Here is a 25,408-nt window from a genome sequence, read left to right as displayed (position 1 = left end):
CTGCAAGCGATAATCTTCAAAGTTTTGATGAGGTGCATACTATTATGCAAGAAACAGCAGATGCAGCAGGGAAATGCCTGATATGCAGATGCCAGGACTAGAAACTGGTTCTGTAGGATTAGGCGGAATAGAAATGCCACAAATTGATTTGAGTGAAATAACAGGCAATTTAAACAGTATAGGCGATGTATTCTCTAACATGTGGGAAAAAGTAAAGACAAGCACTATAAATGCATGGAATACTATAACGACATTTTTAGATAATACGTGGACAAATATAGTAAATAAGACAAGACCAGTTTGGGAGCCTTTAGCCAACTTTTTTAGTGTTCTATGGGAAGGAATTAAAACTACCACATTAGCAGTATGGAATACAATTGTCTTTATTCTTGCAACAGCCTGGTTTGGCGTAGTTGAAATAGCAAAGGGAGTATGGAGCGTAATAGGTCCATTTTTCAAAATGTTATGGGAAGGAATAAAAACTGTTGTAATAGCTGTTTGGAATGGCTTATCTACATTTTTAACAACGATATGGAATGGAATAGTTATAGCAGCAAGAACTATTTGGGGTATAATAGGCCCATTTTTCACAACACTTTGGGAAGGTGTTAAAACTGTATTTACTACCATATGGAATGCTATATCACCATTTTTAACAACGATATGGAATGGTATTAAAACAGTAGCATTAACAGTATGGAATTTAATAAAGGTAGCAATAACTAATCCGATTAGTGCTGCAAAACAAACGATTGAAACAGTAAGCAATGCTTTAAAAACATTCTTAGCGGATGTTTGGAACAACATCAAAACAATTGCTATTAATTTATGGGAAGGAATAAAAAGTCGATAATAAAACCTATCTTGGCAGCTCAAGAAAATATTGAAAATATTTGGGCACTAATAAAAGGATATGTTTTAAAAACTTGGAATGATATAAAAAGCGGTATAAGCAGTATTGCTAAAGGAATTTATAACCATTTAATAAAGCCATTTGTCGATGGGAAAAACTTTATAAGTGATATCCTATCAGATGCATTTAATTGGGGTAAAAATTTAATACAGAATATAATTAACGGAATAAATTCAATGATTGATAAAGCAAAAAGTGCTGTAAGTAATGTAGCGTCAACAATATCAAATTTCCTTGGCTTCCATTCACCAGCTAAAGAAGGACCGGGCTCTGATGCAGACAAATGGGCACCTAATCTCATGCAGATGTTCTCAGAAGGGATATATAGTAACATAGGCAACATACAAGCAGCAGTAAATGCAACAGCAGGAGCATTGCAAGGGTTAAATGTGCAACCTAAAGTGGGATTTGCAGCTGCTAGAAGTTATGGCGGGAATGTAATAGGTCAAAGCTCAGAAATACATCTATACATAGGGACTTTAATTGCTGATGATTATGGACTAAAAAATTAGAACAAAAGCTTAGAGAATTTAGAATAAACGAAGAACAGCGTTTAGGAGCTGATAGAAGATGACTATAAATGGAATTACTATTAAAACGCCTACTGATTTAAAAGTAGGCGTTTTTCGTATAACAAAAAGCGAAAGAACAGCTTCTGGGAAAATGATGATGGAAATTATTGCAGTTAAAAGAAGATTAGATTTACGATGGGAAATTATTAGTGACACAGATTTACAAACGATATTAAACGTTCTTGAAAGCAAAGTGTTTCATACAGTTGTATATCCTGACCCACAAAAGGGTGAAAATGCAACAATAACAGCTTATGTCGGAGATATAAATATGGAGGCTTGGCAAAAGATAGGCAATAGATATTGGAGAGAGGTGTCTATTGCTTTAATAGAACAGTAATAGAACAGTAAGGAGGGGATTTTATGTCATACGAAACAGCAAGGTTACTAAGAGACTCAAATGGTGTTATAGTTCCTCAATATTATAATCCTGGAACTGATAGTTATGAAGTTTTAGTTGGTGCAAATGGAGCATTAAATGCAAATGTTAATGTTGGGACTGTTACGGCGGTTTCAGTTGAAACAATAACTTCTGCACCAGTAACTGGAGTAAAAACAGTTACTTCAATTGCAGCAGAAGTTTTTGCAGGAGCTTCAGCAAAAGCAAACAGAAGGAAGCTTGTTATAAAAAATGAAGATGCAGTTCTAAGAGTTAGGATTGGTTCATCTTCAGTAACTCAACAAAATGGATTCCCAATTGAGCCTGGTGCTGTTGTAGAACTTCAATTTGACCCATCAACATATGTGCCTATTTATGCAATTTCTGAAGGCGCACAAATTCAAATAGCTGTATTTGAGTATTAGGAGGGATAGCATGAGATATAACATAGAATACGTCAATGAAAATGAAGTTAAACTTAGTGTAGATTTTTAGACGAAGGGGTAGAACTTCAAGGTGAGATTAGAATAAAAGGAAATCAAGAAGATGCATTAAAATATCTTCCGGTATTTGAAAAGGATCTAAGAAGAAACTTTACTGACAAGTTCCCTGCTAATATAGAATTTCCTGAAGGAGGAGAATTGGTATGAAATATTCAATGGATTATACTCAAGCTAAACTTGCGAATGAGCTTTTAAAAATAGAAAGAAATTTAAGAGATAGATTTGTTTATGGTGGTCCTATAACAGATACAACAGAGCAAAGAGATTGGCAAAAAAGAATAGAAGAAGCAAGCCTTGGAAGAAATACAGTCATGTTTGGTGATGGTGGGTATCCTGCTGTAATGGTAAGGTTCCCGGCAGTAACATTAAAACAACTAAATAGTTCATGGCCAGACCAAGTTCATCCTGCATTTATTGTAAATGGGAAGATAAAGCCTGAAATATGGATAGCAAAATATAAAAGTGCATATGTTGGAACGGGAGCAAGTGCAAGGGTAGTATCCTTAAGAGGAATGGACCCAGGAAATAGCGAAACATTTGACAGCGAACTTACAAGGCACAAACAAATGGGGACAGGATTCCATCTTCAAACATTAGCAGAACATGCGCTTGTAGCACTTCTTTGTAAAGCTCAAGGGTATTATCCAAGAGGGAATAACAATTTTAGTAGGGATGTGAGTATATCATCTGAAACAGGTAATCCGACTCATCATTATGATACTTCTAAGATTGGTAGGACAGCAACAGGAACAGGACCTTTTTCTTGGTATCATGATGGAACACCGTTTGGACTTGCGGATGTAAACGGCAACGTTTGGGAAAGAGTTGGTGGGATGAGACTTGTTGATGGCGAAATACAAATCATACCTGACAATAACGCTGCAGATAATACCGTTGACCAAAGTGACACATCAAATCTTTGGAAGGCAATACTTCAAGATGGTAGTTTAGTTGCGCCAGGAACAGGTGGAACACTCAAATTTGACAATACTACCCCAGGAAATACGAATACAACATCAAACGATGTAGGAGGAGACCCACAAATTAATACTATAATAAACAACATTATGTATCCGCCCGGCGGTGATGTAAGCTATGGGTATTCATTCTGCACTTTTGAAACTTTAAGTGCAGCATCAGGGATTACAATTCCTAACATATTAAAATATTATGCTTTATTCCCGGTAGACAATAGTCATGGAGGAGATGGATTATGGGTTAGAAATTACGGAAAAAGGCGCCCGCTGGTTGGTGGCTCGGCGTCTGGTGGTTCGTCTGCCGGTGTCTTCGCTTTGTTTCTGTTTAGTCCCGCTTCTATTGCTGATTGGGCTTTTGGCGCTCGCCTCGCTTTTGTGTTATAGGAGGGGTGATTACCAAAATATAGAAAATATTAGGGCAAATAAATTAGAGTGAGTGAAAAAATTTTAACACCCACTGGTTAGTGACTCAGCGAATAATGGTTCGAATACCAGTGTCTTCACTTTGAATCTGAATAATCCCACTTCTAATGCTAATTGGAATATTGGCACTCACCTCACTTATGTGTTAATCCAAAATTTATTTGCCCGACCTCTTGGTCAAACATAAATGCAAACAAACTGTGCTGGTAGAGTAATCGAAGGCTCAGGAGGGCATAAACACATGAAAAGATATAGCGGATTATATGAAAAGATTTATGATATACAAAATTTAAGACTTGCACATAAAAATGCAAGAAAGGGTAAAAGCCATTATAGTGAAGTTAAGATGGTTGACAGTAACCCTGATTATTATTTATTTCTAAAACAAGAGATGCTAAAAAATAAGACATATAAAACTTCCGAATATGAAATATTTAAAAAGATAGACAAAGGGAAAGAAAGGGAGATTTATAAGCTTCCTTACTTCCCAGACAGAATTGTTCATTGGGCGGTAATGCAAGTAATAGAACCTATATGGATGAAAACATTTATTTTTGATACTTACTCAAGTATAAAAGGTAGAGGAATTCATAAGGGGTTAAAAAGGCTGCATAAAGCAATGAAAGACAGGGAAGGAACTAAATATTGTTTAAAATTTGATATTAAGAAATTTTATCCTTCAATAAACCATGTAATATTAAAACAAATTATAAGAAAAAGATAAAGGATAAGGATTTATTATGGCTACTGGATGAAGTAATAGGCAGTGTTGAAGGAGAAACAAATGTTCCAATTGGGAATTATTTAAGCCAGTATTTTGGTAATTTATATTTAACTTACTTTGACCATTGGTTAAAAGAAGAGAAGAAAATTAAATATTATTTCAGATATTGCGATGATTGTGTAATACTTCATCATGATAAAAAATTTTTACATGAGCTTAGAAAAGAAATAGAGAAATATTTAGACGAGAATTTAAAGTTAAAAATAAAAGAAAACTGGCAAGTATTCCCTACATATGTAAGGGGAGTAGACTTTTGGGTTATAGAAGTTTTGGTGATTTTACATTATTAAGAAAATCGACTGCAAAACAATTAAAAAGGAAAATGAGAAAATTAAAACAAAAGATTGACAAAGGGGAAACGCTAAATTTTTCTGATAAATGTTCTATAAATTCATATTTAGGATGGCTAAAGTGGTGCAATTCGTATAGGTTAAGACAAAAGTATATTGAACCTCTTTTAAGTAACGGGAAGTGATAAAAATGTATAGCGTATCACAAAACTTTTTAGAAAAAATAAAAGCTGTAGAAAGAAGAGTTTTTGCAAAAGTTCAAATCGATTATACGGATCCTTTTATAGACCAAAGTATAAATGTTAGTGCGAATGAAAATGCAAACATATCTTATCCACAGCAAGCGGTTGATGCAGTAACTGAACCAATTGGCAAAATAGCAAGCTTAGATGGGAGCTGGGTATTAGGTGAAGATTGGGTTCTTGCCCCAGGCGAGAACGAAAGTAGAACCAAACAGATGGGCTGGTGGGGCAGTAAAATATCGGATAGTAGCGGATATTTTACCCAGCCATATCCTACATTAACAGTTACATTTTTTAGTAGACCTATTAATCAACTTAAAGTGGTTGGCGACAACAAGCGTGGTGAATACCCAAAAGATTTTGTAATAAAGCTATATGACTCAATAGATTCAGTGATATATACGGAAACAGTAACAAATAATAATCAAATTACATGGCAAAAGAATTTAGCTACTCCGATAACTCAAGTAGTAAAAATGACACTTGAAATAAGCCGGTGGAGCCATGGAGGAAGGCAAGTTAAAATTCTTGAGTTTTTTACATCTATTCAGGAAACTTATGAAGGTGATGATATACTACTTATAAATTTACTTGAAGAAAAAGAAGTATCTCAAGGGAGCCTACCTGTGGGAAATATTAGTTCTAACGAAATCGATATTCGTTTAAATAATGAAAATAGAAAATTTGATGCTGGGAATGTATATTCACCTTTATTCCAATTGTTAAAGTCAAACAGAAGAATAAAAGCATGGCTTGGCGTTGAACATGACGATGGATCAAAAGAATGGGTTCCGCTTGGAGTATTTTGGAGTGGTGACTGGAATGTTCCTGAAAGTGAAACATATGCACAAACAACAGGTAGAGACAGATTGGAATTATTAAGAAAAAGCACATATTCAACATCGCAGGTTCAGCAGAATAAGTCTTTGTATGAATTGGCGGAGCAGATACTGCAAGATGCGGGACTAAAAAAAGATGAATATTGGCTTGATGAAAATCTTAGAAACTATGTTGTTCCTTATGCTTATTTTGAGCCTCAAAGTCATAGAGAAGCGTTAAGGAAAATAGCTGAAGCGTGCCTTGGTCAAGTATATTGCGATAGAAATGGAATTATAAGAGTAGAAACAAATGAATATGTTGCGGATAAAATTAATCAATATATATTGCCATTTATAATTGTAAATGATGGTGTATTGATAACGCCAGATGATTATTATAAAAAGAATAGGCCTGTTAAATGGGGACAAATAGCAAATTATGTAGAAGTTGAAACCCAGCCATTAAGGCCTGATACAGTGCAAGAAGTTTACAGAAGTAATGAACCTATATTGATTGGTCCAGGTGAAACAAAATCATTTACGATATTTTTTAACCAGACTCCATGTATAAATGTAAATGTAGCACTTGAAGGAACAATTAATTGCCAAACAACAAGCTTAAGCATATATGCGTGGGGATTAGACATAACTATAAAAAATAACGGTGGAGCAAATGAGAATGTAGTAATAGTAGTAAATGCACAGCCACTTAAAGTAATGAATAAAGAAAAGGCAATTGCAAAAGATGATACATCAATAATGGATAATAGTTTGATAAGGTTTTCTTTCCCAGCAAATCCACTTATACAAACATTAGACATGGCACAAACAATAGCAAATAAATTACTGGAAAGTTATAAGGATCCAAGACGAGATATTGAAATAGAATGGCGAGGGAATCCAGCATTATTGTTAGGTGATGTAGCAATTGTAACTGATAGCGAAGGCAAAGGTGAAAACTTTATAGTTGTAAAGCAAGAGTTAGAATATGATGGGGCATTAAGAGCAAGATTTTCAGGCCGAAAAGTATAGGAGGTGAACTAATGGGCACAGCACCAAACGGATATAACACACCGAAAACGAACTGGGCTGCTGGGAATATTCCAGCGGCTTCTGACTTTAATAGGATAGAAGGCAACATATATGCAGTAGAAGAAGGGAATAGAACAATAGACCCTGCGCAAGTGCCAGCGAGCAATCAAGGTAGTTTGCGACAATTGCTTGATTGGTTTGCAAACAGAATAAAAGCAATAACAGGCAAAACAAATTGGTATGATACACCCAGTAAAACACTTGAAGATTTAAATACGCACATCAACACAGCAGCACCACACAGCGGGCATGCACCATTGAATCATACCCATCCAAAAGCGGATGTAATAGATTTTGCACATACACATTCAATAAATGAAATTACGAATTTATTTGCAAACATACCTCTAACATTAAAGCAAGAAAAAAGCGGGAAAGATAGCAACGGAATATATACTCAAGTTAATTACAAAAGAGAAGATGGAACGCTTTATATGAGAAGTGTCCTTTCTGGTGGAACTTCTCCACAATATACAACAAGAACAATAACTGTATATGATACAGATGGAACAACAGCTTTAGAGACAATAACACATACTCTAACTTATGATAGTGACGGAAATGTGGTAAGTGAATTATAAAGGCAGGTGATAGTATGAATTTTCCAAGCATACAAGACCACGGCGGAATTTTTGGTGGGGGTTTAAATATAAAAGGTATAGAAAAAACTTATACAGTAGCAAGTGGTGAAACTATACAAGCGGGAGATTTTATAGACTTTGTTAATACTAAATTGACAACAATAAAAAAGCAAAAAAAACGCCTAATTTATTTGCTCAAAAAGAAATTATTAATATTTTAACTGATGTAAGTAGGGAATATTCAGTAGTTTTTATAGATACAAATAAAGCATTAATAGCTTATACAGATGCAAATGATTATGGGAAACTTGTTGTTGCAACATTAGGAGAGGGCAGTATTGAAGGATTTACTTTAGGAACTGTTTATACTTTTAATAGTAAAGCTACTGACGCAGTTAATTTGATAAAATTAGATACAAATAAAGCATTGTTAACTTATGTCGATGCAGGTAGTAGTTCAGCAGGTATTGCTGTTGTAGTTACAGTATCAGGCACAACAATATCATTAGGTAGTAGTTATACATTTAATGCATCATCAACAAATAGCGGTTTTGTTAGAGTAATTAAACTTGATAATTCTAATATTTTTTAGGTTATGCAAGTCAACTTTCACCTTACGCAAGAGTTTTAACGATTTCAGGGACTACTATATCATCTGGCTCAACTTATAACCTTAATACAACAACAAATTTACAAAGTTATCGATTTATATTATTAGATACAAATAAAGTATTAGCTGTGTATAAATCGAGCTCTGATTTATCCTTACTTACAAGAGTAATAACAATATCAGGAAATTCATTAACACTTAACACAGAATACACCTTTTTAAGTAGCAGTATTACGTATTTTGATTATATTGAAAAATTAAGTAACAGCTCTGCATTAGTAGTATATCAATATTATACTGGTTCTACTTATGAATTAAGGGTTGCAGTTTTAACTATTTCAGGAACAACAGTTAGTATTGGAAGCTATCTCACAATATCTACAAATACATCATATTGGAGTGCTTATGCTCTTAAATTTGATACGGATAAAGTAATACTTGTTTATAGAACAGGAGGAACTTATTTTACTTTTTGTGTTGCAACAATTTCAGGAACAAGTGTTACTAAAGGAACAGCATTAGCAGATATTTATTATGGGTCTACTACGGATTTTTGGGGTTATGTAGTAAGCAATACTAATGTAGTGATAATATTATCAAGTTATTTATATATGTTACAAATAAAAACTACTGATGTCCTAATTACAAGTAGAAAAGATGTTAATTTTGGTTATAAACCTGGTGCTACTATATCGGTAGATTATACGACAGATGAGGTATTTTTTATATTATTCCAATCAGCAACATCAGGTAATTATAAAATTTATGGTTATCTTATGGATTTTGTTTTACAAGCAAAAGGAATAGCAAAACAATCAGGAACAGCAGGGCAACAAATAAAAGTAATGACTTTATAAAAGGAGTGACTTTATAAAAGGAGTGTGATTTTATGAAACTTTTATTAAACAAGGATAATGTAATAATTGACATTGCAGAGGATATAACAGAGGTAGAACAAGGCTATTTTTGCAACAACTGTATTTACCCTTATACAATTGATAATTTTTCAGTTGTGGAAGTTGTAGAAGTTCCAACAGAAGTTAAACCGGGAAAGTATATGTATGAGAACAGGGAATTTAAGCTAAACCCAAACTATACTGAGCCAATCAATCCTGAAATGGAAATCAAAGGCCTTAAAGAAAAAATTAATCTTCTCCAACAAGCTCTTGATGACCTTATATTAAATGGAGGTGCTGTATAATGGCAAAGTATTTAGCATATAGAATAATTGAAGGCGCTTATACTTATGGTTTTGTTATTTCGAAAAGACCTGATTTAAAAGAAGCGATTGATAATGCTTTAATTCAAATGGGAATGGAAGATTTGATAACTCAATAAAACATAAATTTTATTCAATAGGGGCTATTTTACAGAGAATAGCCCTTTTGTTACGCTTAAAATTTGGTAAGTATATCGGAGGTGCGATATGGAAAATGAAGTAATAAAACTTGCTATGAGCCAAGGCTTATGGGCGGTGTTGTTTGTAACACTGCTTTTTTATGTTTTAAAGGAAAATTCAAAAAGGGAAAGTGAGCTCCGAGCGATAATAGACAAACTTAGCGACAAGTTTGACGACCTAAAAAAGAAATAGAAGAAATAAAGTTTAAAATAACAAGAAGGTGATGTTATGCAACAGCAGGGAAATTTATTCTTATGAATAGAGAGGAGTTTAAAGAATATATTTTAAAACTTAAAGTAAAAAGGACAATTAAGCTGATTCAAAATCACCATACCTATAGTCCAAGCTATAAGGAATTTAAGAATAATCATTTCAGACTTTTAGAGGGCATGGAAAGAAGCCACCTTTCAAGGGGATTTGATGAGATAGGGCAAAATATTACAATATTTCCAGATGGCTTGATTGCAATCTGTAGGCCTCTTGATATTCCGCCTGCCTGCATAAAGGGGGCAAATGAAAATGGAATTTGTATAGAAAGCGTTGGAAACTTTGATGTTGGCGGAGATAAGATGACGGAAGAACAAAAAAGAGCATTATATTCGTAAATGCGATTCTATGCAAAAATTCAAGTTAACACCAAGCACCGATACGATAGTGTATCACCACTGGTATGACCTTAACACAGGGAAAAGAACAAACGGAACAGGCTCAACTAAATCCTGCCCAGGAACTAATTTCTTTGGAGGAAATTCAGTAGAGGCGGCTAACAAGTATTTTATACCACTGATAAAGAAAGAATTGGAGCAAATAGATAAGGTAACACAGACAAAGAAAGGACAAGTATTGGCAACAAAGCTAAACATACGTAAAGGTGCAGGAACAAACTTTGAAGTTGTTGGAACGTATTCAAAAGGAGATATAATTGAAATAGTTGAAGAAAATGACGGCTGGTATAGGACAAACAAAGGCTGGGTATGCAAAGATTATGTTAGATTAGTCTGAAAGGAGAGGTTTATATGAATTGGAAGGTAAGATTACGTAATAAAGCTTTTTGGCTCAGCTTTTCAGCTTTAGTAGTATTGATAGCGAAAACTTTTAAGCTTTTCGAAGTTCCAGCAGATTGGGAAACAACGGTTAACACTGCATTGAGTTTGTTGGTTGCTATGGGTGTGCTTATGGATCCAACAACTCCTGGAGTATTTGATGAAAGAACCCCGGTGAATAGCCGGGGTTTTTATTTTTGTATTTTATATTAATTTTAAAAAATAAAAATATTGAAATTTAATATTAATTTTTTCGACTTTTTGAAGGAATAAGTTTGTAGATGTAGAATAATAATAATAAAATGAAAAAAGGGGAATTCAAATGACAGATGAAAAAAGAAGTTAAAACATTTTACTGCAATGTTGCGGGGATAGAAGTAGGTTTATTTGACTTTGTTTTTAAAATGGGTATGAAAAAGAGAGGTCTGCAGAAATTGATGGTAATGATTGGGATGTAAACATTGTTATGAGTCCGCAACATGCTAAAGCATTAGCTAAGTTATTAAATGAAAATATTAAAAAGTATGAAGAGAATTTTGGTGAAATAATAATTGATCCTATTAAATAATATATTTTAAGTAAATTTTTTTGATGCTTAACATATAATATAGAGGGGAATAATATGCATACAGAGGGAATAATTTTTACGACGTTGGATCCATTAGGTAGAAAGATAAAATTAAAAGAAAATACATGGACACAACATATTAAAGATAGACATCCTGAGGTAGGTTATGATATTATTAAATCAAATATAGAAAAACCACGATTTATATTACCAAATATAAAACCAAAAGAAGATGGAAGTAATGAATTAATCATAGATGAAAAACGTCAGGTGTATGTTGATCTTATTTTTGTAGGTGATAAAATGTATGCAATAAAAACTGTTGTTGAATTCGAAAATATTGAAAGTGGGACCGTAGTTACAAATTATATTTTAAGAAAACCAAATGAAATTAAAATGGAAGGAGGTGTAATTTATGATAGTAAACAAAATCAGAATACCACAGGATTCATTAATCTATGAATATGATAAGGAAAATGATATATTAGACATTTTTATAGAGAATAAAGGGCCAGCAGTATCAGATGAGTTATATTATGGTGTTTATAGTTATATAGATCCAATAACGGAAACAATTATAGGTGTTTCTATCATGAATTACACTGAGAGAAATAAAGAATATCTAAGAGACATATTGCCTTTTGATATTAATTTTAATGCTGCTGATCAAATAGCTAATGTTGATGATAAAATAGTCAAGATTGTTAATAAAAAAGTTAAAAAAATTAAGCCCCATCGGGCTTTTTCTTTTGCAGGAAAATCCACCTCAGCGTAGAATATATTAAATAGAGGTGGTGGTATGGTAAAGAATCGGCTTAAGGAAATACGAATGAGGGAATACATGATGAGCGCAGGAGAATTTGCTAAATACTTAGGAACAGATATAAAAAATTATAGTAACTGGGAAAGAAATGTTAGTAGGCCTAATTTAGAAAAGGCACTTGAAATATCGAAAAAGCTTAATAGAACAGTTAATGATATATGGTATCTGGAATAGATACCTTTTTTATTTTTTAATTTCAAAATAATTTAGAAATTTAAAAATAAATTGGAATAAATGGTAATACTATATCATACCATTATAATAGAAAAACAAAAATGGATGGGTTTACTCTGGAAGATATGATGAGAATGCAAAGGTATCATAGCTTGAATTTAATCAAATATGAAAAAGGATATGCTGCATTTATTTCTCAACTTCCACCACCACTAAAATAGGAGCCGATTGGCTCCTTGTTTTATAAACTTAAAAAGTTTTACATACGATATGAAACGGCTTACCTGCTCCATTTTTGTATCTTAAAAGTCTTTTAAACTTTCAAAAATCTTTATCAAATTCTATAATAAAAACAGAGCTGGATTGCTAATTCGCTTCAATACGTTCTAAAAGCATCTTGAAATTGCCGAAAGTGCCAGGATGAAGCAATTTGCAGCTTAAAACTGAAAAAACTAGTAAAGGAGAAAAGAAGATGAAAGGGAAATGTTATTATTGTGGTAAAGAAATATCGAGAGTTTCAGTTACAAAACATTTAAAATCATGTCTTAAAAAGGAAGAGTATCAAAACAAGGTTAAGCTGGAGAGGAAAAGAAGGAAAAACTTATTTTTACTACAAGTAAGTTATAAATATAATCCGGATGATTATTGGATGTTTATTTCAATTGATGATGCAAGCGTCCGCACACTCGTGACTTAAGTCATGAGTAAGGACGCTTAAATAATAACATATGTTATCTGTGTATCATAGCTTATATTAATTAAAAGTTTGTTTTGTGTAACAACATATGTTGCAATAATTATGAGGTGAAAATATGGAAAAAGCTTTTAAATTTAGGCTTTATCCTAATAAACAACAAATAGAGCTTATAAATAAAACCTTTGGTTGTGTTAGGTTTGTATATAACTATTATCTTGCAAAACGAGAAGAAATATATAAAACTAAAGGTATAACATTTAATTATAAGGATTGCTCAGCTGACTTAACTAAACTTAAACAAACTAATACATGGCTAAAAGAAGCAGATAAGTTTGCACTTCAAAATTCGCTCAAAGACTTAGACAAAGCATTTAAGAATTTTTTGAAGGTAGAACAAATTATCCAAAGTTTAAGTCAAAGAAATGTAAATATCAAAGCTATAGAACAACATTTACAAATAACAACATTGAAATTAAAGGAAACAAAATCAAACTACCCAAATTAGGCTGGGTAAAGTTTGTAAAATCAATGGAAGTAGAGGGTAAAATACTAAATGCAACTATAAGTAGAACTCCAACGGGGAAATATTTTGTTTCAATTTGCTGTAGGATAGAAAAAACTATAGAAAAGTCTAAAACTAACAAAGTAATAGGTATAGATTTAGGAGTAAAGCATTTTCTGATAGATAGTGAAGGTAACAAAATATCCAATCCTAAATATCTTATAAAGTTAGAAAAAGACTTATTAAGGAACAAAGGAAGCTTTCTAAAAACAATTAGGTAGTAGTAACTTTAAGAAACAAGCTAAGAAAGTAGCAAAAATACATGAGAAGATAAGAAACCAAAGGGAAGATTTTTGCAAAAGCTGTCCTCTAAAATTATAAACGAAAACCAAGTTATAATTTTGGAGGACTTAAAGGTTAAGAATATGTTAAGAAATAACAAACTATCAAAGTCCATATCAGATGTAGCATGGTCAAAATTTGTAAATATGCTTGAATATAAAGCATTATGGTATGGAAGAACAATAGTAAAAGTAGATATGTTTTATCCATCAAGTCAAATATGTAATGAATGTGGTTATAAAAATGAAGAAGTAAAAGACTTAAACGTAAGGGAGTGGGAATGTCCAATATGTAGGAAAGTTCACGATAGAGATGTAAATGCAAGTAAAAATATATTAAAAGAAGGAAAGAGGATATTAGGCATAGCATAAGTAAAAACAGTAGGGTAGGGACTACCCGAATTAACGCCTGTGGAGATAGTAGGTTACGAGGTCGATGAAGCAGGAATCCTGCGACTTTAGTCGTGGGAGGTTCAAGTAGAAAGTGCAAATGAATATGGTTTAATTTTCGAAAAAGAATATGAAAGTATGGATGTAAAAATAAAAAATGTATTGCGCGAAGGACTAACTTTTAGTTATGAGTATGATTTTGGTGACACAACGCATATTACAATAAAGGTTTTAGGCAAGCAAAAGGGATATCAGCTCAGTAGAATTGAGATAATGGCAAGAAATAATCCAAAAGAATATAAATGTTCTAAGTGTGGAAATAAAGCACGCTTTTACTGCTATGAATGTAGCAATTACTATTGTGAAGAATGTATTGAAAACGATAGAAGCAATTGTTATCATGAAATAATTTATGAAATAATTGAAGGCCAGAATTCACCAAGATGTGGAGTATGTGGATATGTTTATAATGAAAAGGGAGAGGACGAATATTTACCTAAAATAAAAAACCTTTTCTGAACAATATAAATCCTTCATACTTACTCCATCATTCTTAATTGTTCTTTTCAACCCCTGAAAACTATGCTATAATTAAATCACTATCTTTTCAGAGGTGTTGATATGGAAAACGAAATTCTTTTAAAAGCCATTGAAAAACTTCTTGATGAAAAACTTAATGAAAAACTTAAGCCTATTTATCAAGAACTAAATTCAATTAATTCAAAAGTTGATTCTATTGAATCAACTCAACAAACCATCCTTAATTTCATCTCAGAAATTGATAAAGAATTTTACAAAGTTGAAGAAACTTATAAGTTCATGAACGATTTGAAGAAAGTCCTTAATCAATAGGCCTCTTTGTAGGTCTTATTTTTTGTTTCTATGTCAAAAAAGTTTTACATAGGATATGAAACGGCTACCTATTCCATTTTTTATGCCTAAAACATCAAATTTTGTTGAAACATTGCAAATTTTAGTATAAAATTTTGAATTGTGGAGAATAGAATTTAACATTGGAAGTAGGTGGACTATGAAACTTACCAGCATCTTTAGTGTAAGCCCAGGTGATGTGCTATCCCAAACCATCATAGATGCTAAGGGGAATATTTTATTAAGGGAAGGCGTAGTTTTAACACAAAAGTATATAAATAAGCTAATGGATTTAGGTATTTTGTATGTTTATATAAAGGACAAGAATTTATCTGATATACCAGGTCAGGATTTGCATTTTTAGAAATTAAAACACAGGCAGTAAAAGCCCTTAACAAGGTTTATTCAAGGGTGCATAATGTTAGTAATGGAGATTTTAAGGAAACATTAAAGACTATAAATGAGCTTGTGGAATATCTGATAGACAATAAAGAAGTTAATTTTATGTATTTAACTGAGTTAAAAACCTATGATAACTATACTTTTGTTCATTCTTTAAATTCATGTGTTGTTTCCTTGTTTTTAGGAGTTCAAATGGCTTATTCTAAAGCAATGCTAATAGATTTAGGAGCAGGGACGCTTCTTCATGATATAGGAAAAATGAAGGTTCCCCAAAGCATTTTAAACAAAAATGGTAAGTTAACTGAAGAAGAATACGATGTAATGAAGACGCATCCTGAAATAGGCTATGAAATGATTAAAAGTATGAATAGCATAAATGAAAGAGGAAAAAGTATAGTATTAGAACACCACGAAAGATATGATGGAAAGGGCTATCCTTATGGGCTTAAAGGAAATGAAATATCAAAGTATGCAAGGATAGCCTGTGTTAGCGATGTTTATGATGCTCTAATTAGTGATAGAATATATAGAAAGGCCTTTCCACCAAATGAGGCCTATGAGTTTATATTAGCTTCCTCTGGAACGTTTTTGATCCGGAAATTGTTGACCTTTTAGAAATCATTTTTGTGTATATCCATTAGGAATTGAAGTTAAGCTTTCAAATGGATGCCATGCCTATGTAATTGGACAAAATAAGGGTTTCCCTGACAGACCAAGGGTAAGAATATTTAAAAATGAAGAAGGCAAAGAAATAGAACCCTATGATGTTAATTTGGTGGAGAAGATTAATGTTTGTATAGAAAACATAATTTTTTAGGTGATTTTATGAGTATATTGTTTATTGTTAACCCAAGGGCAGGCAATGGAAAGGCATTAAAAGTATCGGAGAAAATTCAAAAAAGATGAAGGTTTTAAAAAAGATTATGAAATTGCCTACACAAAGGGACCAGAGGATGCGATAACTATTGCCAGGGAGGCTTCGAATTCTTTTACTAAAATTGTTTCCGTAGGCGGGGATGGAACTTTAAATGAGGTTGTCAACGGAATAGCAGGAAGTGGGGCTATCCTTGGAGTTATCCCTGCAGGAACAGGGAATGATTTTGCAAAGACAATTTATCAAAATCTTGATATTGATAATATTATTGAAACTATTATAGAGGGCGAAGTAAAAAGTATTGACATAGGAAAATGCAATAATAAATATTTTATTAACATAGCAAGTGCAGGTATTGATGCAGAGATTGCCCATAGGGTTCAGAGAATAAAAAAATCTGTTCCAGGAAAAACTGTTTATTTAAATGCCCTATTTAAAACTTTAGCAAGTTATAAAGGGATAGATTTTAACATAAAACTCGATGATGTTTCTTTTAAGGCTAATACTCTTTTGATTACCGCCTCCAATGGCAAATATTACGGAGGCGGAATGATTCCAACACCAGATGCGGATATTAGGGATGGGTATTTTGATGTGTGTCACATAAAAAATTTAAATAAGCTAAAAATAATTGCTATTTTATATAAATTCATAAAGGGTAATCATACAAGTTTAAAGGAAGTAACAATATTTAAAACAAAAAGATTAACTATTAAGGCGGATAAAAAATTTTTTATTAATATAGATGGAGAAACTTTAGAGACTAATGAAGCAAATTTAGAGCTTTATAAAGATTTTATTAATATTGTTTTACCCAAGAATAAAGATGAATCTTTTGAAATATAAATGTAAAAGAGCAAGTTTTGGTTTGATTATATGGAAAAGATTATAATAATCGCCATCTTTACAGAGGCCATATGGGAAACTTTAAAGATGATAAAAAAGGATAAGTATTTTAATATCGACAGGATAGGAGCTATTTTAGTTTCAGTTTTTATGTGCATTATTTTTGACTTTGATATTTTTTCTACTTATCTTGGATTGACAAAAATAAATTATATAGGCAATATTCTTACGGGTATTTTAGTGAGCAGAGGTTCAAACTTTGTTCATGATATATTAGGGACGGTTTCAAGCATGTATCAGTCAAGAAAAACAGCATAGATTTTGGGCAGCAGTAAGCTGCCTTTTTATTTTAGGTTTAACATTTCAAATTTTAAAGATAATACTAATAAAACTGATATTTTTCAGAATAATAAGAATAAAACAAGTAATATTAAATTATATTGCTTTTGTATATAAAATTTCACAGTATTAAAATAAAGTTATGTTTAAATTGGGGGCGATAGGATGGAAGAATTAGAAGGTATTATAAAAAATATAATCCATATAGACAAAAATGCTGTTGAGATGAGGGAAAGGTTTAAAAATGAAATTGAAAACAAAAAAGGCAGATAGGAGAGGAGATTGAAAGGCTAAAAAGGGAGATTATAGATGAAAGGCTAAATGAAATCGCAAAGGAAGAGGAAAAAATCATGGTCTTAGCAAAAAAGAAGCAGAAAAATTGCTTTTTGAGGCAGAAGAAAAGGGAAAAGAATTGGAAAAAAGTTATGATAATAAAAAGAAGATTTGTTAAATTCAGCCTTTAATGAGCTGTTTAGTTAGGTGATACTATGGATAAGAACGCTACTTATGCTGCAGTTTCAGCTAAAGTTCATGCTATGATGGGGGAATTTTTGACGGAAGAGGATTACAAAAATATTTTAAATTTAAGAACACCTTCAGAAATTGCAACTTATCTTAAGGAAAGAACTTCCTATAAGAAGGCATTTGAAGGGATTAATACTTATGAACTTCATAGGGGTCAAATAGAAATCGTCCTAAAAAACACTTGATAGGTTATATTGATAAACTTATCCATTATTTTCATGGCGATATTAGAAACTTTATAAAATGCCTTTATATTAAGTATGAGATATTTGACCTTAAGAATATAGCAAGAACTATTCATGTTGAAAAAAATTATGATGAGGTTAAAGAGAGCTTAGTATTTGTAGGCAAATATAGATTTATCGATGTGGAAAAAATAATAAAGGCAAAAAAGGTTTCTGAACTAATTGAGGCTTTAGATGGGACGATATATTATCCTTATGTAAAAAAATTAATCGATGGAAATGAAAGGGAAAACCTTTTTAGATTTGAAATGTCCATAGATAGAGCATATTTTAATATCCTTAACGGCAGTGCTAAAAAGCTTAGTAAAGAAGATAAAAATGCCTTTAATGAAATATATGGAAGTTTGGCTGATCTTTTGAACTTAAAGTGGATATATAGAAGTAAGAAGTTTTTTAATTTGACTCCCGAAGAAATATTTAACTATACAATAGATTTTGGAAATAAATTTAATTATGAAAAGATTAAAGGGTTTTGCTATACAAAAGATATGGATGAGTTTTTATCAAAGGCAAGGAACACCCCATATAGCTTTTTATTCAAAGGAGATCCAAAACAGGATATTTATATGGAAAGGCGAATAAATAGATTTATGTTTTATAAGATTAAAAAGATTTTATATACACGAAACTTAAATCTCTCCTTAGTTCTTGCATTTTTAGAATTAAAGGAATTTGAGATATTTGATATTATCTCTATGCTAGAATGCGTAAGGTATGCTTTGAGCTTTGATGAGGCGAAAACATATCTTATAAGAAATATTTAGGGGTGGGAAAATGGCAGTTGCGAAGATGGAGATGATCAATATAATAGGTCATCTTGATTACTTAGATGAGGTTTGCAAAAGGATAGTTTTATCGGAATCTATCCATATGCTAAACGCAATTAACGAAATCAATGAAAACAATTTCCCCATTATGAATGTGGAGGATATAAATGCGATTGCAAATATCAACTATATAAGGCCGTATAATCTTAGAAATGACTATAAAGAAATAGAGAAAAATTCAATTTAATATCGGGTATATTTGGCACAAAGAAAAAGATAAAATTTGAACATTTTAAGGAAGAATATAAGTTTAAAGAAGAGGAAGAATTCATAAATAATCTTTATGAAATGATAAAAGAAAAGTCTAAGGAATATGAAAACCTTAAAAGGGAAGAGGCTGAACTTGACAATTTAATAACATATATTATCCACCTTAAGGATTTGAATTTTAGGATAAATGATATATTAAATATGGAGTTTATAGATTTTAAGATAGGAAAGATAAATAAATATGACCTTCAAAAAGTTAAGAAAAACTATGAAAATATACCCGGTATAGTTTTAAAAATAAATCAAAATCCTGATTATTCCTTTATTTTGATTTTTTATCCAAAGGCCGTTGAAAATGAGATGATAAAGATATTAAACTCAATTAATTTTGAAGAATTCAAAATAAAGTTTAAATTTGAAGGAACCCCTAAGGATTGGTTAGCGGAAATAGAAAAAGAAAACAAGAGATTGAAAAAAGAATAAATGAGCTTACCGATGATATATCGGAGATAAAAGAAGCTAATTTCGAAAGGATAGAAAAATTTTATTCAAGGCTTGTTATGGAAAATAGGATAGAAGAGATCAAACAAAATATTGCTGTAACCAATGAATTTTTTATCTTTCAGGTTGGGTTCCCGCAGTTTTTAAAAGAAGGGTTAAAAGGAGTTTAGAAGATTTAGAGGAAAAGCTCATTATAATATATAAGCCAATTAAGGAGATTAGAGAGGGCCTTGCACCCCCAACATATTTAAAAAATGGATATCTTTTAAGGCCCTTTGAATCCATAGTTAAACTTTATGGAATTCCATCTTATAACGAACTTGATCCAACTTCGTTTGTTGGGATTAGTTACATGCTTTTATTTGGTGCTATGTTTGGAGATGTAGGACAGGGACTTGTTCTATTTTTGATTGGCGAATTTTTGAATAGAAGAAAAAGAAGACCTAATCTTGGTGGGGTTCTGGCACGACTTGGGATAAGCTCAACATTTTTGGTTTTATCTATGGAAGTATATTTGGATTTGAAGATGTTCTTAAAACGTATGTAGTAAAGCCTATGATTGAAATAGAGAAAATGTTGATCTATGCCATTGCCTTTGGTGTAATTTTACTCTCTGTAGGCTTTATATATAACCTTGTAAATTGCTTTAGAAATAAAGATATTGAAGAAGGGCTCTTTAGTAGAAATGGGGTTGCGGGATTAGTTTTTATTGGCTTTTACTCTACTACATCATTGTAAAGGTTGAAAATATAACACCAATAATCTCAAGCGGTGTAATACTTTTTCTTTTAATTTTTAATCTTCTTCTAATATTTTTTAAAGAACCTCTTGCAAATTTAATAAAGGGAGAAAAAAGGCTCTATAGACATTCGGCATCGGATTACTATATTGAAGAGGGCTTTGGTATCCTTGAAACTTTACTTAGTATCCTGTCTAATACATTATCCTTTATAAGGGTTGGAGCCTTTGCAATAAACCATGTTGGACTGTTTATAGCCTTTGAAACCCTTGCTGAAATGATTAGAAATGGAGTTGCAAGCGCCTTAATGCTTGTTTTAGGAAATTTAGTAATTATAGGGCTTGAGGGCCTTATAGTGTTTATTCAAGGTTTAAGGCTTGAATACTATGAGCTTTTAGCAAATTCTTTAAAGGAAATGGATATGAATATACACCAATAAGCATAAGGGGGTAATAAAATGTTTATCTTTGTTATATTAGCAACACTAATAGTTATTTTTACACTTACAAAGGGAGTTTTAGCTCTAAAGGATAATATGAAAAAGGATGAATTTAAAAAGCATTTAAAGCTAAACGTATCATCCTTTATTGCCATTTTAACTGCCTTTATAATTATGGCGATTCCTCAGGTTGCCCATGCTGCTGCTGAAGGAAACGGAGCAGCAGGATTAGGTTTTATTGCTGCAGGACTTAGCACAGGGCTTGCTGCAATAGGCGCAGGATACGCTGTTGGTGCGGTAGGTTCATCTGCCCTTGGTGCTGTTTCGGAGGATCCTAAAATACTTGGAAAAACTTTAATATTTGTTGGGCTTGCAGAAGGTATTGCAATATATGGGCTTATAATCTCAATAATGATATTAGGAAGACTAAGGTGATATCATGAAAATATTTTTGATTTCTGACAGCCATGATACTTTGGTGGGAATGAGACTTGCTGGGATAAAGGGTGTTTTAGTTTCTTCAAAGGAGGAAGGAGAGGTAGAGTTTAAAAGGGCAATTAAGGATAAGGAAATTGGAATAATAGTTTTAACTGAAAGACTGGCTTCGAAGATAAGACACCTTGTAAATGAGGTAAAGATCAATCAGGAAATGCCGCTTATAATTGAAATTCCAAATAGACAAGGTAGCATAAGGGATGATGATTATCTTGTTAAGTATATTAAAGAGTCCGTTGGGATAAAAATCTGAGGTGATTTATATGGTAACTATTGAAGAAAAGATAAGGCTGTTTACAGAGCTTGTTTATCAAAAAATAGAGAAGGAAAATAAAGAGGAAATTGAAAGATTTAACGAGAGATTTAAAAACCTTATAGAGGAAAAGAAAAGGGATTTCGAAGAGGAATTCAATAGGGTGAGGGAGGAAAGAATAAAAAGGCTAACGAAGAGGCACAAAGGATTGTATCAAAGGCAAAATATGAGGAGAAAAGAATACTTCTTAAAAAAGGGATGAAGTTTTTAATAAGTTTTTGAGGATTTAAAGATAAAATTAGAAGAATATACTAAAAGCAATCAATATAAAGATTGGCTTTTGGATAGTTTGAAAAAGGCTCTTGAAAATAAAAATTTTAAATTGATTTTAACCAATAAAGACTTTGAATTATTAAAGCCCTATTTAAATGGATTTAAAGTTGAATTTGATGATAGCTTAATTGGAGGATTTATTTTGGAAGATGAAAATAGGATAAGAATAGATCATTCTTTGAAGGCATTAATGGAGGATAAAAAGGAAAAAATAGGCCAGATACTTTTTCTAATCTTTAGGTGGTGGGATTATGGATAACGGGATTATAACATATATAAACGGTCCGGTAATTAAAGCAAAAACATGAAAAATTTTAGAATGAGGGAAATGGTGGCAGTTGGTGAGAAAAAATTAATAGGTGAAGTGATTTCTATTTATGAAGATTATGGGACGATACAGGTCTATGAAGAAACGGCAGGACTTAAAATTGGTGAATTTGTTTATCCTACAGGTAAACCTTTGTCCGTTAAACTTGGACCTGGAATAATTGGAAATATATTTGATGGCATAGAAAGGCCACTAAATAAAATAAAGGAATACAGCGGAAATTTTATAAACGAGGGAATAGGGCTTATCTCGATAGATCCTAACAAAAGATGGAAAGTCAATTTTTAGTAAAAGAAGGAGAATATCTTGAAGAAGGACAGCCCTTTGCCTATGTTGAGGAAACACCCTTATAAAGCATTTTATCATGGTTCCTCCTAAAGTAAAGGGAAGAGTAATATATGTTGCAGCAGAAGGTGAATACTGTATTGAGGATGTCATTTTAAAGCTGCAGGATGATAAAGAATATGAACTTAAGATGTATCAGGAGTGGCCGGTTAGAATTCCAAGGCCGGTAAAAGAAGATTCCCAATCGAAAAGCCCCTTATAACTGGTCAAAGAGTAATAGATACCTTTTTCCCTATTGCAAAGGGGGAACTGCAGCAATCCCTGGAGGATTTGGAACTGGAAAAACCATGACTCAGCATCAGCTTGCTAAGTGGAGCGATGCCGATGTTATTGTTTACATTGGCTGCGGTGAAAGAGGAAATGAGATGACGGAGGTTTTGGAGGATTTCCCAAAACTTATTGACCCTAATTCCAATCTTCCTCTTATGAATAGAACCATCCTTATTGCCAATACATCAAATATGCCAGTTGCTGCAAGGGAAGCGTCGATATATACAGGCATTACTATTGCGGAATATTTTAGGGATATGGGATATAACGTTGCAATAATGGCAGATTCAACATCAAGATGGGCAGAAGCCCTAAGGGAAATATCGGGGCGTCTTGAGGAAATGCCGGCAGAGGAAGGCTATCCTGCTTATCTTGCTTCAAGGCTTGCGGAGTTTTATGAAAGGGCCGGGTATGTTGAAACCCTTTCAGGTAAAGAGGCCTCTGTTTCTATAATTGGGGCTGTATCTCCAGCTGGAGGCGATTTTTCAGAGCCTGTTACTCAAAATACAAAAAGGTTTGTAAGCGTATTTTTGAGTCTTGATAGAAATCTTGCCTATTCAAGGCATTATCCGGCTATAAATTGGCTATCAAGTTATAGCGGGTATTTATCCCTTCTTAATGATTGGTATAGGGAAAATGTCAGCGAAGATTTCTTTAAGCTAAGGGGTGAAATGCTAAAGGTTCTTCAGGAGGAAAATAAGCTTTTAGAAATTGTAAAACTTGTTGGAGAGGACGTTCTTCCGGACGACCAAAGGTTAATTTTAGAGGTTGCAAGGCTTATAAAAATAGGCTTTCTCCAGCAAAATGCCTACCATCCAGAAGATACCTATGTTCCTTTACATAAGCAATATAATATGCTAAGGATGATTAAGCTATTTTATGACAAGGCACTATTTGCTATTAAAAGGGAGTTCCAATAGGAAAAATAAGACAGATGAAGGGCTACAGTGAAATATTGAAGATGAAATACTCTATTCCTAATGAATATAAAGATGAATTTGATAATTTACAAAGGGATATAGAGGAAGAATTCAGCCAAATTTTAAAGTCCTATGAAGGTGATTGATATGCAAAAGGAATTTTTACATATAGAAAAAATAGAGGGACCACTTTTAATCCTATCTGAAGTTGAAGATGTTTCCTATGATGAGATAGTTGAAATAAAAACAAGGGATGGAATAAAGCATGGGAAGGTAGTTCAGCTTTATGAGGATAAGGCAATAATTCAAGTTTTTGAAACAACATCAGGGCTATCTGTAAAGGATGTGTCGGTTAAATTTACTGGAAAGCCTCTTGAAATTAGCCTATCAAAAGATATTTTAGGGAGAATATTTAATGGGTTTGGAGTTCCGATTGATGGTGGAGGACCTATATTTTCTCCAATTAAAATGAATGTAAACGGAAGACCGATAAATCCGGTTGCAAGGAAATATCCAAGAAACTACATCCAAACGGGTATTTCAGCAATAGACCTTCTTACAACATTAATTAGAGGACAAAAGCTTCCAATATTTTCAGGGAATGGACTTCCTCATAACGAAATTGCAGCCCAGATTATAAACCAGGCCAAAATAGCAGATGGGGAAAATTTTGCCATTGTTTTTGCTGCTATGGGAATAAAGCATGATGATGCCCATTATTTTACCAAAATGTTTGAGGAGTCAGGGGTTTTAGAGAGGGTTGTAATGTTTTTAAATCTTGCTGATGATCCTGTTGTTGAAAGGATCGTAACCCCAAGATGTGCCCTTACGGCTGCAGAATACCTTGCCTTTAATGAGGATATGCATGTTTTGGTGGTTTTAAGCGATATGACAAGTTATTGTGAGGCGTTAAGGGAGATATCCTCTGCAAGGGAGGAGGTCCCTGGAAGGAAGGGCTATCCAGGATACTTATATTCCGACCTTGCCTCTATATATGAAAGGGCAGGAATTATTGAAGGTTCTAAAGGCTCAATAACACAAATTCCAATCCTTACAATGCCAAATGATGATATAACCCATCCTGTCCCAGACCTTACAGGATATATAACCGAAGGACAAATAGTTTTAAGCAGAGAAATATATCAAAGGAATATATATCCTCCTATAAATATCCTTCCATCCCTTTCAAGGCTTATGAAGGATGGTGTAGGTGAAGGGTATACAAGGGAGGATCATCCTTCTGTTGCAAATCAAGTTTTTGCATCCTATACAAAATATCAAGAGGTTTTAGCCCTTGCCCAGGTTATAGGGGAGGATGAGCTATCAAGTATAGATAAAAAATATATGGAATTTGGAAGGGCCTTTGAGGATAAATTTTTAAAACAGGATTTTTATGAGGAAAGAAGTATTATAGAGTCAATCGATTTAGCTTGGTCTATTTTATCCATCCTTCCCAAGAATGAACTTGATAGAATAGATCCAAAACTTTTGGATAAATATTATAAGGGGTGATTAGATGGAAAATA

General features: G+C 32.7%; 41 protein-coding genes and 3 pseudogenes. All 44 read left to right on the top strand.

From position 1 onward, the window contains the following. Positions 1-73: 73 nt before the first annotated feature. The 44 genes and pseudogenes from PWK10_RS11220 (at position 74) to PWK10_RS11000 (ending at position 25,394) form a co-directional block, all read left to right on the top strand. A complete protein-coding gene (locus PWK10_RS11220) occupies positions 74-853 on the top strand; it encodes a phage tail protein (RefSeq protein WP_274766094.1) in 780 nt (259 codons plus the stop codon). Beyond that, the gene (locus PWK10_RS11215; RefSeq protein WP_274766093.1) at positions 829-1,425 is read left to right on the top strand and encodes a phage tail protein; all 597 of its coding nucleotides are present in this window, start codon (positions 829-831) and stop codon (positions 1,423-1,425) included. Before PWK10_RS11220 ends, PWK10_RS11215 begins: the two co-directional genes overlap by 25 nt. Positions 1,426-1,483: 58 nt before the next feature. Continuing rightward, positions 1,484-1,825, top strand: coding sequence for a DUF6711 family protein (locus PWK10_RS11210; RefSeq protein WP_274766092.1), 342 nt, complete (start codon positions 1,484-1,486; stop codon positions 1,823-1,825). Positions 1,826-1,848: 23 nt separating this feature from the next. Then, positions 1,849-2,289 (top strand): hypothetical protein, encoded by a 441-nt coding sequence (locus PWK10_RS11205; RefSeq protein WP_274766091.1) that lies wholly within the window; start codon positions 1,849-1,851, stop codon positions 2,287-2,289. Positions 2,290-2,510: 221 nt separating this feature from the next. Beyond that, complete coding sequence (locus tag PWK10_RS11200) at positions 2,511-3,728, top strand: hypothetical protein (RefSeq protein WP_274766090.1); 1,218 nt, start codon at positions 2,511-2,513, stop codon at positions 3,726-3,728. Between the two features lie 280 nt (positions 3,729-4,008). Next, positions 4,009-4,491: a reverse transcriptase domain-containing protein gene (locus PWK10_RS11195; RefSeq protein WP_274766089.1), complete on the top strand. Its 483-nt coding sequence runs from the start codon at positions 4,009-4,011 to the stop codon at positions 4,489-4,491. A 313-nt stretch (positions 4,492-4,804) separates the two neighbouring features. Next, positions 4,805-5,026, top strand: coding sequence for a hypothetical protein (locus PWK10_RS11190; RefSeq protein ID WP_274766088.1), 222 nt, complete (start codon positions 4,805-4,807; stop codon positions 5,024-5,026). A gap of 5 nt (positions 5,027-5,031) precedes the next feature. Beyond that, positions 5,032-6,933, top strand: coding sequence for a hypothetical protein (locus PWK10_RS11185; RefSeq protein ID WP_274766087.1), 1,902 nt, complete (start codon positions 5,032-5,034; stop codon positions 6,931-6,933). Positions 6,934-6,944: 11 nt separating this feature from the next. Continuing rightward, a complete protein-coding gene (locus tag PWK10_RS11180) occupies positions 6,945-7,574 on the top strand; it encodes a hypothetical protein (protein WP_274766086.1) in 630 nt (209 codons plus the stop codon). Between the two features lie 14 nt (positions 7,575-7,588). After that, entirely contained in the window at positions 7,589-7,795 is a 207-nt protein-coding gene (locus tag PWK10_RS11175; RefSeq protein ID WP_274766085.1) for a hypothetical protein, read from the top strand. Between the two features lie 206 nt (positions 7,796-8,001). Beyond that, on the top strand, positions 8,002-8,166 hold the full coding sequence (locus PWK10_RS11170; protein WP_274766084.1) for a hypothetical protein: 165 nt from the start codon (positions 8,002-8,004) through the stop codon (positions 8,164-8,166). A gap of 146 nt (positions 8,167-8,312) precedes the next feature. After that, the gene (locus PWK10_RS11165) at positions 8,313-9,041 is read left to right on the top strand and encodes a hypothetical protein (protein ID WP_274766083.1); all 729 of its coding nucleotides are present in this window, start codon (positions 8,313-8,315) and stop codon (positions 9,039-9,041) included. A gap of 32 nt (positions 9,042-9,073) precedes the next feature. After that, positions 9,074-9,385: a hypothetical protein gene (locus tag PWK10_RS11160; RefSeq protein ID WP_274766082.1), complete on the top strand. Its 312-nt coding sequence runs from the start codon at positions 9,074-9,076 to the stop codon at positions 9,383-9,385. After that, a complete protein-coding gene (locus PWK10_RS11155; protein ID WP_274766081.1) occupies positions 9,385-9,522 on the top strand; it encodes a hypothetical protein in 138 nt (45 codons plus the stop codon). Before PWK10_RS11160 ends, PWK10_RS11155 begins: the two co-directional genes overlap by 1 nt. 88 nt (positions 9,523-9,610) lie before the next feature. After that, a complete protein-coding gene (locus PWK10_RS11150) occupies positions 9,611-9,775 on the top strand; it encodes a BhlA/UviB family holin-like peptide (RefSeq protein WP_274766080.1) in 165 nt (54 codons plus the stop codon). Between the two features lie 62 nt (positions 9,776-9,837). Then, positions 9,838-10,188: a peptidoglycan recognition protein family protein gene (locus tag PWK10_RS11145; protein WP_274766079.1), complete on the top strand. Its 351-nt coding sequence runs from the start codon at positions 9,838-9,840 to the stop codon at positions 10,186-10,188. A gap of 10 nt (positions 10,189-10,198) precedes the next feature. Beyond that, on the top strand, positions 10,199-10,585 hold the full coding sequence (locus tag PWK10_RS11140; protein ID WP_274766078.1) for an SH3 domain-containing protein: 387 nt from the start codon (positions 10,199-10,201) through the stop codon (positions 10,583-10,585). A 14-nt stretch (positions 10,586-10,599) separates the two neighbouring features. Then, entirely contained in the window at positions 10,600-10,839 is a 240-nt protein-coding gene (locus PWK10_RS11135) for a phage holin (RefSeq protein WP_274766077.1), read from the top strand. Positions 10,840-10,955: 116 nt separating this feature from the next. After that, positions 10,956-11,084 (top strand): hypothetical protein, encoded by a 129-nt coding sequence (locus tag PWK10_RS11130; protein WP_274766076.1) that lies wholly within the window; start codon positions 10,956-10,958, stop codon positions 11,082-11,084. 8 nt (positions 11,085-11,092) lie between these two features. Further along, complete coding sequence (locus PWK10_RS11125; RefSeq protein ID WP_274766075.1) at positions 11,093-11,194, top strand: DUF3467 domain-containing protein; 102 nt, start codon at positions 11,093-11,095, stop codon at positions 11,192-11,194. A 54-nt stretch (positions 11,195-11,248) separates the two neighbouring features. After that, on the top strand, positions 11,249-11,656 hold the full coding sequence (locus PWK10_RS11120; RefSeq protein WP_274766074.1) for a hypothetical protein: 408 nt from the start codon (positions 11,249-11,251) through the stop codon (positions 11,654-11,656). After that, positions 11,610-11,969, top strand: a complete 360-nt coding sequence (locus PWK10_RS11115; RefSeq protein WP_274766073.1) for a hypothetical protein — start codon at positions 11,610-11,612, stop codon at positions 11,967-11,969. The genes PWK10_RS11120 and PWK10_RS11115 overlap by 47 nt, the downstream gene beginning before the upstream one ends. Positions 11,970-11,993: 24 nt before the next feature. Further along, positions 11,994-12,191, top strand: coding sequence for a helix-turn-helix transcriptional regulator (locus tag PWK10_RS11110; RefSeq protein ID WP_274766072.1), 198 nt, complete (start codon positions 11,994-11,996; stop codon positions 12,189-12,191). A 430-nt stretch (positions 12,192-12,621) separates the two neighbouring features. Further along, on the top strand, positions 12,622-12,888 hold the full coding sequence (locus tag PWK10_RS11105; protein WP_274766071.1) for a hypothetical protein: 267 nt from the start codon (positions 12,622-12,624) through the stop codon (positions 12,886-12,888). A 115-nt stretch (positions 12,889-13,003) separates the two neighbouring features. Beyond that, positions 13,004-14,103 (top strand): annotated as a pseudogene (gene tnpB, locus PWK10_RS19895) (IS200/IS605 family element RNA-guided endonuclease TnpB). 156 nt (positions 14,104-14,259) lie between these two features. Further along, a complete protein-coding gene (locus PWK10_RS11095; RefSeq protein ID WP_274766070.1) occupies positions 14,260-14,640 on the top strand; it encodes a hypothetical protein in 381 nt (126 codons plus the stop codon). 102 nt (positions 14,641-14,742) lie between these two features. Beyond that, positions 14,743-14,973, top strand: coding sequence for a hypothetical protein (locus PWK10_RS11090; protein WP_274766069.1), 231 nt, complete (start codon positions 14,743-14,745; stop codon positions 14,971-14,973). A gap of 178 nt (positions 14,974-15,151) precedes the next feature. Continuing rightward, the gene (locus tag PWK10_RS11085; protein WP_274766068.1) at positions 15,152-15,355 is read left to right on the top strand and encodes a hypothetical protein; all 204 of its coding nucleotides are present in this window, start codon (positions 15,152-15,154) and stop codon (positions 15,353-15,355) included. Positions 15,356-15,402: 47 nt separating this feature from the next. Next, entirely contained in the window at positions 15,403-16,008 is a 606-nt protein-coding gene (locus PWK10_RS11080; protein ID WP_274766067.1) for an HD-GYP domain-containing protein, read from the top strand. Positions 16,009-16,321: 313 nt separating this feature from the next. After that, positions 16,322-17,113 carry a diacylglycerol/lipid kinase family protein gene (locus tag PWK10_RS11075; RefSeq protein WP_274768242.1) on the top strand — a complete coding sequence of 264 codons (792 nt, stop codon included), beginning with the start codon at positions 16,322-16,324 and terminating at the stop codon, positions 17,111-17,113. A gap of 30 nt (positions 17,114-17,143) precedes the next feature. Then, positions 17,144-17,431 carry a hypothetical protein gene (locus tag PWK10_RS11070; protein WP_274766066.1) on the top strand — a complete coding sequence of 96 codons (288 nt, stop codon included), beginning with the start codon at positions 17,144-17,146 and terminating at the stop codon, positions 17,429-17,431. Between the two features lie 509 nt (positions 17,432-17,940). Continuing rightward, positions 17,941-18,986: pseudogene (locus PWK10_RS11060) on the top strand (V-type ATPase subunit). A gap of 10 nt (positions 18,987-18,996) precedes the next feature. Beyond that, positions 18,997-19,236 (top strand): hypothetical protein, encoded by a 240-nt coding sequence (locus PWK10_RS11055; RefSeq protein ID WP_274766063.1) that lies wholly within the window; start codon positions 18,997-18,999, stop codon positions 19,234-19,236. A 101-nt stretch (positions 19,237-19,337) separates the two neighbouring features. Further along, positions 19,338-19,742, top strand: coding sequence for a hypothetical protein (locus PWK10_RS11050; protein WP_274766062.1), 405 nt, complete (start codon positions 19,338-19,340; stop codon positions 19,740-19,742). Further along, entirely contained in the window at positions 19,694-19,930 is a 237-nt protein-coding gene (locus PWK10_RS11045; RefSeq protein ID WP_274766061.1) for a hypothetical protein, read from the top strand. Before PWK10_RS11050 ends, PWK10_RS11045 begins: the two co-directional genes overlap by 49 nt. Beyond that, a complete protein-coding gene (locus tag PWK10_RS11040; RefSeq protein WP_274768241.1) occupies positions 19,870-20,307 on the top strand; it encodes a V-type ATPase 116kDa subunit family protein in 438 nt (145 codons plus the stop codon). Before PWK10_RS11045 ends, PWK10_RS11040 begins: the two co-directional genes overlap by 61 nt. Before the next feature lie 8 nt (positions 20,308-20,315). After that, positions 20,316-20,498, top strand: a complete 183-nt coding sequence (locus PWK10_RS11035) for a hypothetical protein (RefSeq protein WP_274766060.1) — start codon at positions 20,316-20,318, stop codon at positions 20,496-20,498. Positions 20,499-20,776: 278 nt separating this feature from the next. Then, positions 20,777-20,938: a hypothetical protein gene (locus tag PWK10_RS11030; protein WP_274766059.1), complete on the top strand. Its 162-nt coding sequence runs from the start codon at positions 20,777-20,779 to the stop codon at positions 20,936-20,938. An 18-nt stretch (positions 20,939-20,956) separates the two neighbouring features. After that, the gene (locus PWK10_RS11025) at positions 20,957-21,373 is read left to right on the top strand and encodes an ATP synthase subunit C (RefSeq protein WP_274766058.1); all 417 of its coding nucleotides are present in this window, start codon (positions 20,957-20,959) and stop codon (positions 21,371-21,373) included. A 4-nt stretch (positions 21,374-21,377) separates the two neighbouring features. Beyond that, on the top strand, positions 21,378-21,686 hold the full coding sequence (locus tag PWK10_RS11020) for a V-type ATP synthase subunit F (RefSeq protein WP_274766057.1): 309 nt from the start codon (positions 21,378-21,380) through the stop codon (positions 21,684-21,686). A gap of 10 nt (positions 21,687-21,696) precedes the next feature. After that, positions 21,697-21,948, top strand: a complete 252-nt coding sequence (locus PWK10_RS11015) for a hypothetical protein (protein WP_274766056.1) — start codon at positions 21,697-21,699, stop codon at positions 21,946-21,948. Positions 21,949-22,026: 78 nt separating this feature from the next. Continuing rightward, positions 22,027-22,278, top strand: coding sequence for a hypothetical protein (locus PWK10_RS11010; protein ID WP_274766055.1), 252 nt, complete (start codon positions 22,027-22,029; stop codon positions 22,276-22,278). Beyond that, positions 22,271-24,028, top strand: a pseudogene (locus PWK10_RS11005) (V-type ATP synthase subunit A). Before PWK10_RS11010 ends, PWK10_RS11005 begins: the two are co-directional and overlap by 8 nt. Before the next feature lies 1 nt (position 24,029). After that, positions 24,030-25,394, top strand: coding sequence for a V-type ATP synthase subunit B (locus tag PWK10_RS11000; protein ID WP_274766054.1), 1,365 nt, complete (start codon positions 24,030-24,032; stop codon positions 25,392-25,394). Positions 25,395-25,408 lie beyond the last annotated feature (14 nt).

This window comes from Caloramator sp. Dgby_cultured_2, from assembly GCF_028872215.1.
Classification (GTDB): Bacteria; Bacillota; Clostridia; order Clostridiales; family Caloramatoraceae; genus Caloramator; species Caloramator australicus.
This window is presented reverse-complemented; position numbering and strand designations above follow the sequence as displayed.